Source organism: Pseudoalteromonas sp. S408 (assembly GCF_005886645.1).
In the GTDB taxonomy this organism is placed as follows: domain Bacteria; phylum Pseudomonadota; class Gammaproteobacteria; order Enterobacterales; family Alteromonadaceae; genus Pseudoalteromonas.
The window spans coordinates 1-15359 of record NZ_PNDY01000004.1; the positions used below are offsets into that span (position 1 = coordinate 1).

The 15359-nt window shown below is 41.0% G+C and carries 17 protein-coding genes; 12 read left to right on the forward strand and 5 right to left on the reverse strand.

All coding sequences use genetic code 11. The annotated features are described in order from the left end of the window. Positions 1 to 97, forward strand: a 97-nt coding sequence (locus CWB62_RS03915; protein ID WP_463530598.1) for an EF-Tu C-terminal domain-related protein, incomplete at its 5' end; no start/stop codon positions are given. A 243-nt stretch (positions 98 to 340) separates the two neighbouring features. After that, positions 341 to 1807 (forward strand): NAD(P)H-hydrate dehydratase, encoded by a 1467-nt coding sequence (locus CWB62_RS03920; RefSeq protein ID WP_138530667.1) that lies wholly within the window; start codon positions 341 to 343, stop codon positions 1805 to 1807. A gap of 11 nt (positions 1808 to 1818) precedes the next feature. Here CWB62_RS03920 and CWB62_RS03925 read toward each other — a convergent pair whose 3' ends face one another. The 5 genes from CWB62_RS03925 to CWB62_RS03940 form a co-directional block, all read right to left on the reverse strand. Beyond that, on the reverse strand, positions 1819 to 2325 hold the full coding sequence (locus tag CWB62_RS03925) for a hypothetical protein (protein WP_058405445.1): 507 nt from the start codon (positions 2323 to 2325) through the stop codon (positions 1819 to 1821). An 86-nt stretch (positions 2326 to 2411) separates the two neighbouring features. Continuing rightward, complete coding sequence (locus CWB62_RS18615; RefSeq protein WP_171034630.1) at positions 2412 to 2567, reverse strand: hypothetical protein; 156 nt, start codon at positions 2565 to 2567, stop codon at positions 2412 to 2414. Positions 2568 to 2818: 251 nt separating this feature from the next. After that, complete coding sequence (groL, locus tag CWB62_RS03930) at positions 2819 to 4468, reverse strand: chaperonin GroEL (protein WP_058403831.1); 1650 nt, start codon at positions 4466 to 4468, stop codon at positions 2819 to 2821. A gap of 49 nt (positions 4469 to 4517) precedes the next feature. After that, positions 4518 to 4805 (reverse strand): co-chaperone GroES, encoded by a 288-nt coding sequence (locus CWB62_RS03935; protein WP_006791252.1) that lies wholly within the window; start codon positions 4803 to 4805, stop codon positions 4518 to 4520. Positions 4806 to 4915: 110 nt separating this feature from the next. After that, positions 4916 to 5392, reverse strand: coding sequence for an FxsA family protein (locus CWB62_RS03940; RefSeq protein ID WP_058403830.1), 477 nt, complete (start codon positions 5390 to 5392; stop codon positions 4916 to 4918). Between the two features lie 170 nt (positions 5393 to 5562). On the opposite strand from CWB62_RS03940, the gene cutA reads away from it, so the two are divergent. The 10 genes from cutA to hfq all read left to right on the forward strand — a co-directional run bounded on the left by cutA (position 5563) and on the right by hfq (position 15350). Continuing rightward, positions 5563 to 5883, forward strand: a complete 321-nt coding sequence (gene cutA / locus CWB62_RS03945; protein WP_058403829.1) for a divalent-cation tolerance protein CutA — start codon at positions 5563 to 5565, stop codon at positions 5881 to 5883. Beyond that, a complete protein-coding gene (locus CWB62_RS03950; RefSeq protein WP_138530669.1) occupies positions 5883 to 7673 on the forward strand; it encodes a protein-disulfide reductase DsbD in 1791 nt (596 codons plus the stop codon). The genes cutA and CWB62_RS03950 overlap by 1 nt, the downstream gene beginning before the upstream one ends. 229 nt (positions 7674 to 7902) lie before the next feature. Beyond that, positions 7903 to 8355 carry a type II 3-dehydroquinate dehydratase gene (gene aroQ / locus CWB62_RS03955; RefSeq protein ID WP_058403827.1) on the forward strand — a complete coding sequence of 151 codons (453 nt, stop codon included), beginning with the start codon at positions 7903 to 7905 and terminating at the stop codon, positions 8353 to 8355. Positions 8356 to 8399: 44 nt separating this feature from the next. Next, complete coding sequence (accB, locus tag CWB62_RS03960) at positions 8400 to 8867, forward strand: acetyl-CoA carboxylase biotin carboxyl carrier protein (protein WP_008128370.1); 468 nt, start codon at positions 8400 to 8402, stop codon at positions 8865 to 8867. Between the two features lie 26 nt (positions 8868 to 8893). Continuing rightward, entirely contained in the window at positions 8894 to 10234 is a 1341-nt protein-coding gene (accC, locus tag CWB62_RS03965; protein ID WP_058403826.1) for an acetyl-CoA carboxylase biotin carboxylase subunit, read from the forward strand. A gap of 126 nt (positions 10235 to 10360) precedes the next feature. Beyond that, a complete protein-coding gene (gene tsaE / locus CWB62_RS03970) occupies positions 10361 to 10828 on the forward strand; it encodes a tRNA (adenosine(37)-N6)-threonylcarbamoyltransferase complex ATPase subunit type 1 TsaE (RefSeq protein ID WP_138530671.1) in 468 nt (155 codons plus the stop codon). Between the two features lie 27 nt (positions 10829 to 10855). Then, positions 10856 to 12199 (forward strand): N-acetylmuramoyl-L-alanine amidase, encoded by a 1344-nt coding sequence (locus tag CWB62_RS03975; protein ID WP_138530673.1) that lies wholly within the window; start codon positions 10856 to 10858, stop codon positions 12197 to 12199. Between the two features lie 36 nt (positions 12200 to 12235). Continuing rightward, complete coding sequence (gene mutL, locus CWB62_RS03980; RefSeq protein ID WP_138530675.1) at positions 12236 to 14077, forward strand: DNA mismatch repair endonuclease MutL; 1842 nt, start codon at positions 12236 to 12238, stop codon at positions 14075 to 14077. Between the two features lie 10 nt (positions 14078 to 14087). Further along, positions 14088 to 15005 (forward strand): tRNA (adenosine(37)-N6)-dimethylallyltransferase MiaA, encoded by a 918-nt coding sequence (gene miaA / locus CWB62_RS03985; RefSeq protein WP_058403835.1) that lies wholly within the window; start codon positions 14088 to 14090, stop codon positions 15003 to 15005. Positions 15006 to 15086: 81 nt separating this feature from the next. Continuing rightward, positions 15087 to 15350, forward strand: a complete 264-nt coding sequence (gene hfq, locus CWB62_RS03990; protein ID WP_006791241.1) for an RNA chaperone Hfq — start codon at positions 15087 to 15089, stop codon at positions 15348 to 15350. The last annotated feature ends 9 nt before the right edge of the window (positions 15351 to 15359 follow it).

A 15359-nucleotide genomic window follows, 5' to 3' on the forward strand; every position in this document is an offset into this window, starting at 1 on the left:
AATCGCACCAATCGCGATGGACGAAGGTCTTCGTTTTGCTATCCGTGAAGGTGGCCGTACTGTAGGTGCTGGTGTTGTAGCAACTATCGTTGAGTAATAATTAACGTTTTAGTTAATTAATACTAAAAAAACCCGAGCTTAGTCTCGGGTTTTTTAATGTCTGAAGAAAAGGGTTTAGTTTTCAGCTATCAGTTATTAGTAAAATGATCTGACCCCGATAATTACTCAGCCTGTAGTGCACTTTAATAAACGAATTAATCCCGATTAAAAAAGCTCACAAAGCTAGCCCCTAGATATGTGTATTTGATAAGGTAAAGTGTCACTGATTAAAGGAGTCCTCATGCTAAATAACCTAATTTTTACTGCAAAGGAAGTTAAGGGTAACGAGGCTCTGGCAGCCAAAAATAGCGATTGTGAGTTATTTACACTCATGCAGCGCGCAGGGGAGGCTGTATTCAACGCGTGGAAAAACTTTAATGCAAAGCATACCTTAGTCGTTGTGGGTCATGGTAATAACGCTGGGGACGGTTATATTACCGCGAGCCTAATTAAGCAAGCGGGTGAGCGAGTAACTTTGTGTGCCGTTAACCCTGAAAAAGCACTCACAGGAGATGCTGCAAAAGCGTTTAAATTGTGGCGTGATGAAGGCGGTGAAGTTAATGCTTATACGAGTGAGTTATTAAACCGAAGTGATTTAATTATAGATGCAATGCTAGGTACAGGGGTCACAAGCTCGGTTCGCAATAATTTTATTAAAATTATTAATGAAATTAACGCCAGTAATAAACCTGTACTGAGTATAGATGTTCCCTCAGGTATTAGCGCAGATACTGGCCAACCTTTAGGTATTGCTATACAAGCAAGTAAAACAATAACCTTTGTGGGTATTAAGCAGGGGCTAGCAACGGCTATAGGTAAACAACATTGCGGGGAGTTAATATTTGACGATCTAAATATTGGACCTGCATTTCTTGAGCTCGCTACTTCAAACGGCACACTTATAAATATTAAGAGCTTTAAAAAGCTTGGTGCGCGCAACCTAAATAGCCATAAAGGAACTCATGGTAAACTCCTCTGTGTAGGCGGCAATGAGGGAACGGCCGGTGCAATCCGATTAACCAGTGAAGCTGCACTTAGAGCAGGAGCGGGTATGGTAAAAGTATATACGCATTCAAGTTCTGTAGTGCCTGTAAGCATTGGTAGGCCAGAATTGATGGTAAGCAGTGGCAACCTACAACAAGCGCTTGAATGGGCTAGTAGTGTGGTAATAGGGCCCGGCCTTGGGCAAAATAAATGGGCACAACACACGTTTATAGAGGTTATATATTATTGCCAAACTAATAGCATACCACTGGTTATTGATGCCGATGCGCTAAATTTATTAGCTAAACAAACCTCATCTTACACGTTAAAGCAATGCGTACTTACACCACACCCAGGAGAAGCATCAAGGCTATTAAGTGTAACGACTCAGGAAATTGAATCTAATAGATTTGAAAATGCCCGACTGTGTGCTAAGCGCTATAACGCGACTTGTGTATTAAAAGGTGCAGGCACATTAATTGATAATGCAGAGAATACGTGGGTGTGTAAAGACGGTAATCCGGCACTGGCCGTTGGTGGTAGTGGCGATGTACTCACTGGTATTATTGGCGCCTTACTGGCTCAGGGTTTAAATATTGATGAAGCAGCGCGTTATGGTGTAACACTGCACGCTAAAGCCGGTGATATCGCCAGTGAGCGAGACGGGCAGCGGGGTATGCTCCCCTCAGATTTATTTAGCATAGTAAGACGGCTGTTAAACTGACTTTCATTAGATTAGTGTTTAGTAACTTTGCTTAAAAGCTTGGTCAGTATGAGATCTTTTTCTGCCTGAAGGAGTTTATCTTCAGTCGCTGCTTTTTCAATATTAGCAAACATCTCTAGGCGCTTTACTTTTTCATAGGCGAGCTCGCTTTTATTGAGCTCACTAACCAATACAGGTTTTACTACCCCAAAGTTAGGGTCCTCAATTTTATTAAAATCAAACTCTGCATCTAAATACTCACCGTAAGGTACGTTGTAAATAACAGCTATCCAGAGTTTTTTTTGATTTTCATCGCGAGAGTCTAACCAATGTGTTTTCGGAACTAAAATATCAGCCGAATAATAAATATCATCATAGAAAAAGTCACCATCAATTCTAAAGTAAGCGAGTGACTCTCCTTTACTGTCTGCCAGCTCTATTTCGGCCGTCAGTAATTCTTTTTTACTGCCGCTTAACTCAACAAAATCTTCTTTGCTTATCCCTATATAAGGGTTTTTAAATTTTTTACGTTGCTGCATTTAGTAATTAACTTCATAAATTATTAATAATAAATGTACAGTGTTTCGCAAGTACTTGTCTATTGTTAGCTAATATACGTAATCATTTATTCTATTTCTTCATCCGGCGGGTCGCCTGTGTCTTCTTTACGTTTTCTTTGCTCTTGTTTAGCTTTTTGAACATTTTCGTAGGTAGGTGGCGGAATAGGCATCAATGAGATAAGCGGGAAAAACGCTAAAAATAGATATGCCCCCTTTGGCATACTTTTGCCCTACGCTATCATTTTTAACAAAAGCCAAGCTATTAAAAGCAGCAATACCGAGACTAGGGTCACAAGCACCGAGAAGAAAGTAATTCCATTACTATTAAGTATGTCCATGGTGTCGCTTTTTAACTTATACGTTATTACTACTTTGGGGGTAAATTGAACAATATCAATAACAAAAGTATTAAAAAGCAAAAACCCAGCCGAAGCTGGGTTTTTATATAAGCAAGGTGCTTAAACGGTGATGATTACATCATGCCGCCCATTCCACCCATTCCGCCCATGCCACCCATATCAGGTGCACCAGCAGATTCATCTTTAGGGATTTCAGCAACCATAGCTTCGGTTGTGATCATTAGACCCGCAATAGAACCTGCAAACTGTAGTGCAGAGCGCGTTACTTTAGTTGGATCTAAGATACCCATTTCAATCATGTCGTTGTATTCGCCAGTTGCTGCATTGTAACCGTAGTTACCTTCGCCGCCTTTAACTGCGTTAATAACAACAGATGCTTCATCACCCGCGTTAGTTACGATTTGACGAAGTGGGGCTTCCATTGCACGAAGTGCAACTTTAATACCGTGGTTTTGATCTTCGTTGTCGCCAAGTAGTTCAACTAGCTTGCTAGCTGCACGTACTAGGGCAACACCACCACCCGGTACTACGCCTTCTTCAACCGCTGCACGCGTTGCATGTAATGCATCTTCAACACGGTCTTTTTTCTCTTTCATTTCAATTTCAGTCGCAGCGCCTACTTTAATTACTGCAACACCGCCGGCAAGTTTAGCCATACGCTCTTGTAGTTTTTCTTTATCGTAGTCTGATGTTGCTTCTTCAATTTGTGCTTTAATTTGAGCAACACGACCGGTAATGCCTTCTTCTTCGCCAGCACCATCGATAATAGTTGTATCGTCTTTAGTGATAACAACGCGCTTAGCTGTACCTAGGTCTTCAACCGTTGCTTTTTCAAGCTCAAGGCCAATTTCTTCTGAAATAACAGTACCGCCAGTTAATACAGCAATATCTTGTAACATTGCTTTACGACGGTCACCAAAGCCAGGTGCTTTAACAGCAGATACTTTAACAATGCCGCGCATGTTGTTCACTACTAGTGTTGCAAGTGCTTCGCCTTCAAGGTCTTCTGCAATGATAAGTAGTGGCTTGCTTGCTTTAGCAACGGCTTCAAGTGTTGGTAGTAACTCACGGATGTTAGATACTTTTTTATCTACAAGTAGAATAAATGGGTTATCTAACTCAACGGCGCCTTTTTCAGCGTTGTTGATGAAGTAAGGAGATAGGTAACCACGGTCAAACTGCATGCCTTCTACAACATCTAGTTCGTTTTCAAGTGATTGACCTTCTTCAACGGTAATAACACCTGTATTACGGCCTACTTTTTCCATTGCCTCTGCAATGATGTCGCCAATTTCTTTATCAGAGTTAGCTGAAATAGTACCTACTTGAGCGATAGCTTTAGTATCAGCACAAGGAACTGAAAGCGCTTTAAGTTCTGCAACAGCCGCAATGACTGCTTTGTCGATACCGCGCTTAAGATCCATTGGGTTCATGCCTGCAGCAACCGCTTTAAGGCCTTCATTAACAATAGATTGTGCAAGTACTGTAGCGGTAGTTGTACCATCGCCTGCTGCATCATTTGCTTTAGATGCAACTTCTTTAACCATTTGCGCGCCCATGTTTTCAAACTTGTCTTCAAGTTCGATTTCTTTTGCTACAGATACACCATCTTTGGTGATCACTGGAGAGCCAAACGATTTATCTAGTATAACGTTACGGCCTTTAGGACCTAATGTAACTTTTACTGCGTTTGCTAGGATGTTTACGCCCGTTAGCATTTTAGCGCGTGCGTCGCCTGCAAAAAGTACTTCTTTAGCTGCCATGTTTTAAATTCCTCTAAATTCTTAAATATGTGTTAAACGAAAAGTAGGCTTAGCCCACAATGCCTAAAATGTTGTCTTCACGCATGATCAGGTACTCTTGACCTTCGATCTTTTCAGTTTTCTCAACATATGAGCCAAATAACACAGTGTCACCGGCTTTTACTTCTAAAGCTCTAACGTCACCGTTATCTAAAATACGACCATTACCTACGGCTACTACTTCTCCGCGAGTTGATTTTTCAGCTGCAGAGCCAGTTAATACAATACCGCCAGCAGATTTTGTTTCTTCTTCTAGACGTTTAACGATTACGCGATCTTGTAAAGGACGAATGTTCATGTTTTTTAGTTCTCCTAACAGTTTCTGAACAATACAGAAAAAAGCTTTTCTAATTTGCATTCATTAATGGGGGTAGAGTGAAAAATTCCAAGAGAAAAAATGATAATTTTTTAATCTTTTCGTTCAAACTCACCATCAATGGTTGTTGGTTGTTCGGTTTGATGTTGGTCACGCATTGAATGTGGTTGTTGAGTATAAGGTGAAGCGCCTTGTTGCATACCCGCACTCATTCGTACAGTTGCTTGACTTGCAAGGCCTGCAGCTAATTTATTACGAATTGCAGGGGTTAATAAAAGTAAGCCAAAAACGTCTGTCATAATGCCTGGCGTTAACAGTAGTACACCGGCAATAATAACGCATATTCCCGTAAATAATTCTTTAGCAGGCATTTGGCCTTGCGCCATTTGCGTTTGCGCATTTTGTAGTGCGCCCATGCCTTGTTGCTTAACCATTTTAGCGCCTAAAACTGCAGTAATAACAACCAATGCAATAGTCGCTACACCGCCTATTACGTCGCTGACTTGAATTAACAATGCGATTTCGATAATAGGAATGATAATAAACAACACAAATAAAAATCTAAACATAATGCTCTCTAAATAGGGTACTCGTAAGAGTTGATGAAATATAAGTGAGGGTTGATAGGTCTCTTTTCAAGGTTAATGAGTAGGTGGTGTCATTTAACTGGATTTCTACACATTGGCTTACCTATCAGATACTATGAAGCTAGACATCGTTCAATAAGTAAAGGTTCATAATGAATACACAATTTAAATTAATTTTTACTACCTGTAAAAACGAAGCTGAAGCACGCATGCTTGGCAAAGCCTTGGTAGAAAAAAAGCTGGCTGCGTGTGTAAATATTTTACCCGAAATGTCTTCTATTTATATGTGGGAAGGCGAGGTGAAAGAAATGACAGAAGTTAAAATGCTAGTGAAAACCAAAACAGAGAAAATGAACGATGTGTTTTTAACGATAAAAGCGATGCATAGTTACGAAGTACCCGAAATACAAGTTATTGACATAACAACCGGAAACTTAGCCTATTTTAATTGGATGGATGAGGTATTACATTAATGCGCTTTTTGTTTTTGCTATTAGTGACATTATTAATAGCCCCTGCGAAGGCTACACCAAATAATGTGCTTAACGATTTATTAGCGCCCACGCAGCAAACCTTTTTACCGGTAACACAAGCGTTTGAGTTTGACTTTGATCAGCAAGGCCGCACCTTGTTTATTGGGTGGGATATTGCGCCAGGTTACTATTTATATAAACAAAAAATAGAAATACTCGCTAAAGACGCCAGCATTGAAGTAGGAAACTTAGGTGATGGCGAAATTATCGAAGATGAATTTTTTGGTAAAACAGAGGTGTTTTTTCAAAGCGTTAGTATTATCAGCAAACTGAGTAACGTCAATGAAGGCGCTGTAGTAAAGGTGCGTTATCAAGGCTGCGCTGAGGCTGGGCTATGTTACCCCCCAGAAGTTATCTCAATCCCATTAAGTGTTATTGCGGGCGAGCAACCGCAAAGTGCAGCAACGTCTAGTACCGCAAGTGCCTTAACCGACTCAACATCGCAACCAGATGCCGCAGCACTCAAAAAAGACCTTACTTTTACAGAGCAACTAGCTAGACAAAGTTTAGCGATTAATTTATTCGTATTTTTTGCAGTGGGGGTTGGGCTTGCTTTTACGCCGTGTGTGTTCCCGATGTTTCCTATATTGTCGAGTTTAATTGCAGGGCAAAAAAACTTATCAACTAAAAAAGCCTTTGCACTTTCGTTCATATATATACAAGGTATGGCGGTGACTTATGCGGCGCTTGGATTAGTTGTTGCAGCATTAGGTGGGCAAGTACAGGGGTATATACAGCATCCCTACGTACTTATTAGCTTTAGCTTATTATTTGTATTACTGGCTATGTCGATGTTTGGGTGGTACGAAATAAAACTCCCTAGCAGCATGATGAGTAAGCTCACGCAGGTAAGTAATAATCAAAAAGGCGGCAATTATGTTGGCGTATTTTTGATGGGGGTATTATCTGGTTTAATTGCATCCCCTTGTACCACGGCGCCGCTATCAGCCGCTTTATTATACGTTGCGCAAAGTGGTGACTACTTAGTGGGCGGCTTGACGTTGTATGTATTGAGTTTAGGGATGGGGCTACCTTTATTATTGCTTGGTACATCGGGCGGTAAATTACTGCCTAAAGCGGGTGGTTGGATGGAGCAAGTTAAAACGTTATTTGGCTTTGTGATGTTGGTAGTTCCGCTAATATTATTAGAGCGCTTGGTCAGTGCCAACATTATATTACTTATGGCAGGTATATTGGCGTTAGCTGCTGCTTTGTACTTACACCATTGGCAAAGTAGTCAACAGCAAAGTAAATTAAAAACAGCGCTATGGTTCGCGGCCATGTTGTTGGTATTTACTGGCTTTAGCTTAGCTAAAGACTATTTTTGGCCTGTACAAATTCAAGCAAGTTCACAAAACAATGAGTTTAAACACGTTGCCAATTTAGCCGAGCTAAAAGTCGCGATTGCTGACGCAAATAAACAAGACCGACTTGTTATGGTCGACTTGTACGCCGACTGGTGTGTGGCATGTAAAGAGTTTGAACATTACACCTTTCCTGATGAAAGAGTGCAAAAAGAGTTTAGTCATTATCAGTTAATCCAAATCGATTTAACTGAAAGTGACAGTAAAACCATAGCGCTAATGGAAGAGTATGACGTATTCGGTTTACCGAGTATTTTATTTTTTAATACTCAAGGACAAGAGCTAAGTGCGTTGCGTGTGACGGGCTTTTTAAATGCTGACGATTTTGCTAAACATCTTGCTACAGTGCGTGCCAGCGCACAATAATAGTGCAATAAAGCCACTTAAGTTTACTAAGTGGCTTTGTTCTTCATACCTTTCAAAATGTACCCATAATAGTGATTGGACCAGTATTTTGCTGTTATTTACGTCGAAATCACTATAATACCCAGCTAACGTGAGAAAATGTTGCAATTTAGCTTTTTTATGCTTAGTTTAAAGTGAAAAAATAGCTGGCAATGGCTTAACTCATTACTTAGAGGGTATATCGCGTATTATGGCTGCAAAATTAAAGATTTTAGTTGTTAATGGTCCAAATTTAAACATGCTAGGAAAGCGCGAACCAGAAAAGTACGGTACGCAAACACTTAGCGAGATTATGAGCGAACTAACAGATACCGCTAATAGTCTAAATGTTGAACTTACGCACTTTCAAAGTAATGGTGAGCAAGCGCTCATAGAACGAATTCATAATGCTTGGCAAGCGGTTGATTTTATTATTATTAACCCCGCAGCATTTACGCATACAAGCGTTGCATTACGTGATGCATTGTTAAGTGTTGATATTCCGTTTTATGAGGTGCACTTGAGTAATGTGCACGCACGTGAAGCTTTTCGCCATCATTCTTATTTTTCAGATGTGGCACAAGGCGTGATATGTGGATTAGGTGCAATGGGTTACCACGCAGCATTAAATGCAGCAGTTAACCGGTCGCAAAACGCAATTTAATTTTAAAAATTAACACACTAACAAACTAACAGGCGGGTCGTGTAATGGATATTCGCAAGATAAAAAAACTGATCGAATTAGTAGAAGAATCGGGCATTGCTGAGCTAGAAATCACTGAAGGTGAAGAGTCAGTACGCATAAACCGTAATAACATGAGCGCGGGTCCAGCTTACCCACAATTTGCTCCACAACAATATGCACCAGCTCCTGCACAGCAGGCTCCAGCTCCAGCAGCACCTGTAGCAGTTGAAGCAGAAGCAGCACCTGCTGCACCAACGGGTCATCAGGTTAAATCACCTATGGTTGGCTCATTTTACTCAGCATCTTCTCCAGAGGCACCTGCTTACGTAGAAGTGGGCTCTAAAGTTAATGTAGGCGATACTTTATGTATCATTGAAGCCATGAAAATGATGAACCAAATTGAAGCTGATAAAGCGGGTACTGTACGCGCAATTTTAGCTGAAAACGGCGAGCCAATTGAATTTGACCAACCTCTATTCATCATTGACTAATAGCATAACGTAAAAGGCCAACTCTAATGTTAGATAAAGTAGTCATAGCAAACCGAGGTGAAATAGCACTTCGTATATTGCGCGCCTGCAAAGAGCTTGGGATCAAAACGGTTGCTGTTCATTCAACGGCGGATCGCGATCTTAAGCATGTATTGCTTGCAGATGAAACCATCTGTATTGGTAAGCCATCAGCAACAGAAAGTTATTTAGATATACCGCGCATTATTGCTGCGGCCGAAATAACTGATGCGGTAGCGATTCACCCAGGTTATGGTTTTCTTGCAGAAAACGCAGATTTTGCAGATCAAGTTGAGCAAAGTGGTTTTGTATTTATTGGGCCAAAAGGCGACACAATTCGCCTAATGGGCGATAAAGTATCTGCTATTGCCGCAATGCGTAAAGCCGGCGTTCCCTGTGTACCGGGTTCTGATGGTCCTGTAACAGACGATAACGAACGCAACATGCAAATTGCTAAGCGCATTGGTTATCCGGTTATTATTAAAGCCGCTGGTGGCGGTGGTGGCCGTGGTATGCGTGTAGTGCGTAATGAAGCTGAATTAGTAAATTCAATTTCGTTAACGCAGCAAGAAGCTAAACAGTTTTTTGGTAACGGTATGGTTTACATGGAGAAATACCTTGAAAACCCACGTCATATCGAAGTACAAGTACTAGCCGACGGACAAGGTAATGCAGTTCACTTAGGTGAGCGCGACTGTTCAATGCAGCGTCGTCATCAAAAGGTTGTTGAAGAGGCTCCTGCACCAGGTATAACAGCTGAAACACGTAAGTTTATTGGTGAGCGCTGTACACGTGCATGTATTGAAATTGGCTACCGCGGTGCGGGTACGTTTGAGTTTTTATACGAAAACGGCGAGTTTTATTTCATTGAAATGAATACCCGTATTCAAGTTGAGCACCCAGTAACAGAAATGGTTACAGGTATCGACTTGATCAAAGAGCAGCTAAAAATAGCAGCGGGTCAGCCATTATCGTTCACGCAAGACGACGTCGTTATTCGTGGCCATGCCATTGAGTGTCGAATTAATGCTGAAGACCCTGAAACGTTTATCCCGTCACCGGGTAAAATTACACGTTTTCACCCAGCTGGTGGGTTAGGTATTCGTTGGGACAGCCATATTTATGCTGACTACACAGTACCACCGCACTATGATTCGATGATTGGTAAGCTGATTACTTACGGCGAAAACCGTGATGTGGCTATTGCCCGTGCACGCAATGCACTAAACGAATTAGTAATCGATGGGATTAAAACAAACACGCCTTTGCATAAGCGTATTCTTGCAGATGAGAATTTTCAAAATGGTGGAACTAATATTCACTACCTTGAGAAAAAGTTAGGTTTGTAATCTTCCTAAAATATAAAAACCGGCTTAGGTCGGTTTTTTTATGCCTGAAACTTCAATTTATCGCCATAAATAAATAATCTGGTATGATTAGCCAATACGCGCTTTTAAGTTAATTTTGAGGTAGTAATGACCCGTAGTTTTGAATCTCACTTAAATGATGAACTTGCAACTGTTGCAATGGGTAACCAAGTAGCAGCGATTATTGAGCAAGGTGCTGTGATTTATTTACATGGTGATTTAGGCGCTGGTAAAACAACGTTTACACGTGGTGTAGTGCAAGGCTTTGGCCATACAGGCAAAGTTAAGAGTCCAACTTATACACTGGTTGAACCTTACGAACTTGAGCGTGCGAACGTGTATCACTTTGACTTGTATCGTTTAGGTGATCCAGAAGAACTCGAATTTATGGGAATACGCGATTATTTTTCACCACAGGCTATTTGTGTTGTAGAGTGGCCGGAAAAGGGGGGGGAATTTATTCCTGTGCCTGATTTAGATATAACGCTAAGCTATGTAGGTGACGAGCGTAAAATTGTAATCAATAGTGCCAGTGAGCGTGGTGCAGCAATTGTCGATAAACTAAAAAACAAATAATAAAATAGTGAAGGCAGTAATTATCAAATGAATCGAGGTGTAATTAAACGATTAGTTTACCTCATGGTTTTTACCATGAGCTTTTCTTTGTGGGCACAAAATACAATAAATAGTGTACGTGTTTGGCCATCTCCTGATAGTACACGCGTCGTATTTGATTTAGACGATAAACCTGATTTTAGCTACTTTATGCTTAAAAACCCAAGCCGTTTAGTGGTCGATTTAGAAAACACCAAAGAGCTTAAAATACTACCGGGTGTACCACCTAAGCACCAGATTGTTAGCAAATTACGTTACTCAAAGCCTAAAAATAAACAAAGTGTTCGCTTAGTGTTTGAACTAAGCGAGCCTGTAAAACCGGTACTCTTTGCACTTGCGCCTACGGGGCCTTACAAAAATAGGCTTGTGGTAGATTTGTATAATAAAAGTGAGCCTAAGGTGGTTCCTTCACCTGCACAAAAAGCTGCTAAAAAACGCCAACTTAGCCAAGAGCGAGATATTGTAATTGCTATTGATGCAGGGCATGGCGGTGAAGATCCTGGCTCAATAGGGCCATCTGGTACGTATGAAAAGACGATTACATTGCAAATTGCTAAACGCCTTGAGCGAATGATCGACGCTGAACGAGGCATGATTTCGCGAATGGTACGAAGCGGCGATTACTTTGTAAAACTTAATACACGTACACATCGAGCTCGTCAGAAAAAAGCAGATTTTTTTGTATCTATTCATGCTGATGCTTTCACAAGCCCAGGCCCTAATGGTGCATCCGTTTGGGTTTTATCACTGCGTAGAGCCAACTCTGAAACGGCCAAATGGATAGAGGATAAGGAAAAACACTCTGAGTTACTGGGTGGTGCGGCTGATGTAATCAAAGATGCCACTAACGAAAAATACTTAGCGCAAGCATTGCTTGATATGTCGATGGATCATTCAATGAAAACCGGCTTAAACGTTGCCGAAGAAGTGGTTAAAGAACTTCGTAAAGTTGCTAAACTTCATAAAAAAGACCCGCAGCATGCTAGTTTGTCTGTACTTAAGTCGCCTGATATTCCGTCTATTTTGGTCGAAACTGGGTTTATATCTAACCCTCGAGAAGAAAAATTACTAAAAAGTCCAAATCATCAAGAGCGGTTAGCAAAAGCGATATTCACGTCCATTAAAAATTACTATTTGAAAAATCCACCGGATGATTCGTTGTTTGCAAAACTAAAGTCGCAATACCCCACCAAACATAAAGTACGTCCGGGTGAGTCTTTAAGCATGTTGGCAAATCGCTATGGGGTGAGCATCAGTAAAATAAAAAAAGTAAATAAGCTGAGCTCAAACACGCTTTTTATTGGTCAAGAGCTCGACATACCGCAAAGTTAATCACATAAATCAGTATGCAGTTTGCTAGGAAATATCATGAATATTGAAATACTACCCGCTCGTTTAGCCAACCAAATTGCCGCAGGTGAAGTGGTTGAGCGCCCAGCGTCGGTAGTAAAAGAGCTTGTTGAAAATAGCCTTGATGCAGGTGCAACGCGTATTCAAATTGATATAGAGCGTGGCGGTCATAAGCTAATTCGTATACGTGATAATGGCTCTGGCATAGGTAAAGAAGAGCTCACACTGGCGCTTTCCCGTCATGCAACAAGCAAGCTAAAGTCACTTGATGATTTAGAAAATATTTGCTCACTTGGCTTTAGAGGCGAGGCATTGGCCTCTATTAGCTCAGTATCGCGATTAACACTCAGCTCCAAACCTAAAACTCAAGACGCTGCGTGGCAAGCATTTGCAGAGGGTCGTGATATGGCTGTACAAGTTAAGCCGATTGCCCATCCTGATGGTACAACGATTGAGGTTAAAGATTTATTTTTTAATACCCCTGCACGGCGTAAATTTTTACGTACCGAAAAAACAGAGTTTACCCATATAGATGAGCTTATTAAGCGCATAGCGCTGAGCCGGTTTGATGTATCGATTACGTTGACCCATAACGAAAAAGTAGTTAGGCAATACCGTGCAAAAACAGATCCCGCTCAAGCAATAACGCGTGTTGCACAAGTTGCAGGTAAAGCGTTTGCAGAGCAAGGGCTCCATATCCAATCTGGAGAAGCTGGTTTACAACTGCATGGCTGGGTTTTACCTGTTGGCTCAGCTAATACAACACAGTACACGTACGTAAATAATCGTATGATGCGCGATAAGCTAATATTACACGCTATTCGTCAGGCGTTTGAAGAAGTGAGTGGGGTACAAGAGTTACCTGGGTTTGTGATTTATATTGATATTGACCCACGCCAAGTTGATGTAAATGTGCACCCAGCAAAGCACGAGGTACGTTTTCACCAAGGCCGTTTGGTTCACGACTTTATATTACAAGCTATTAAGCAAGTTGTTGTGCCATTACAAGGTGAGTTTAACAATGAAGCAGTAATGACAACGGATGAGCATTTGCTTCCCTTTACTCATGCTGTGCATTCGTCAACATTTAAAGACGAAGCCAGAGGCAATTTCGACTATCCTAAGTCTCAGTTACAACCAAGTTACTCAGCTAGTTCGGGCTCATCAGGTGCTCCTGGGGCTAAAAATAGTGGTGGTGAGTACAGGGCTCCATCCAGTGCAAACCATCAAGACGTGAATGCGTTTTATCAGGGAGTGAGTGAACAACACGCAGCACACTTTGATGCGGTGGCGCAAACCACTCAGCAAGATTCATTAGCACCTAAGCAAAGTACTATGAATAGGGTGTCTATTATTAGCCTGAATGATGGAAATTGCGTTTTTGGTGCCCAGCAGCAACTTTATTGCTCACATTTTAAATACGTCTTGGTTGATGATTGGCATGAACAAATTAAGGAGCTGGGGAGCCTTGAAGGTAAAGCATTGTTATTGCCTGTACGGGTTAATTTATCAAAAGAGGATTGTTTACTAATAGAAGCACAGCAATCGTGGTTCACGCTGTTAGGCTTTGAATTAGTAATTGAAAAGCAATTTGTTATGGTTAAAAAGTTGCCTTCATGCTTGTATTTACTTGATGTAAGTAATGCCGTTGACGAACTGCTCAGTGCATGTAAAAAATCGCTTGAAAACATAGAGAGCTGGTTAAAATGGCAGGTAGAATGTATACCGCCGCGCTTTTATGCAAGCAATGTATTTATAACTCAACAAATGCGCTTACAAAATAATCCGCAAACTATTGAACGCTTGCGTGAAAAAGCAGTTAAAATAGAGCTAAGTCAGTATTTAGCGCAATTAAATTAGGGTGTTCGTGTTGAGTCAATTACCAGTTATATTTTTAATGGGTCCCACTGCTGCAGGTAAAACAGCATTGGCTATTTCTTTGTGTGAACACTTAAATACAGAGATAATCAGCGTCGATTCAGCATTAGTGTATAAAGGTATGGATATTGGCACCGCAAAACCTGACGCAGAAGAATTAGCTCGCGCCCCACATCATCTTATTGATCTGCTTGACCCGAGTGAAACGTATTCTGTTGCAGATTTTAGACGCGATGCAATAAAAAAAATTGATGAATTTCATCAACAAGGTAAAGTTCCTGTACTGGTTGGAGGTACAATGCTGTACTTCAAAGCACTTATAGATGGTTTATCGCCTTTACCTGAGGCAAACCCGGCTATAAGGGCTCAACTTGAATCAGAGGCTAGTGAGTTTGGCTGGCCACATTTGTACCAAGAACTAGTAAAGGTAGATCCACAAGCGGCACAAAAAATGAGCAAAAACGACTCGCAAAGAATTAACCGTGCGCTAGAGGTATATCGATTAACCGGTAAAACAATGACTGAACTGCAAAAGCAAAAGCAGCCGCCTTTACCGTATACTTTTCATCAATTTGCCATTGCGCCGCAAGAGCGAAGTGAATTACACCAGCGAATTGAAGAAAGGTTTAAAATAATGATAGATCAAGGGTTTGAAAATGAAGTTTCGGCCTTATATCTACGTAAAGATTTACACCACAATATGCCTTCTATTCGTTGTGTGGGCTATAGACAGATGTGGGATTACCTTGCGGGTGAAGTAAGTCATGATGAAATGGTATTTCGAGGTATTGCAGCAACTCGGCAATTGGCTAAGCGTCAATTAACCTGGTTGAGAAGTTGGCCTGATGTTACTTGGTTAACAACCGGCGATGAAGAAAACTTGCATCATGTAGTAAGTTCGCTAAGCTAGTAGTAGTTGGATATGATTTAGCTTTATTAAATGAGTTCAGCCACTTAATTATAATAACACCTAGAACGAAGGAAGAATAACATGGCAAAAGGCCAATCGTTACAAGACCCATTTTTGAATGCACTACGTCGTGAGCGCATTCCGGTATCAATCTTTTTGGTTAATGGCATAAAATTACAAGGTAAAATCCAGTCATTTGATCAATTTGTTATTTTACTTGAAAACACGGTAAACCAAATGGTTTACAAACACGCAATTTCAACAGTTGTACCTGCTCGCGCAGTCAACTTCCAAGGTGTTCAAGGGAGCGATGACACTGAAGAACCAGAAGCTGGAAACTTTTAATTAGGAGCG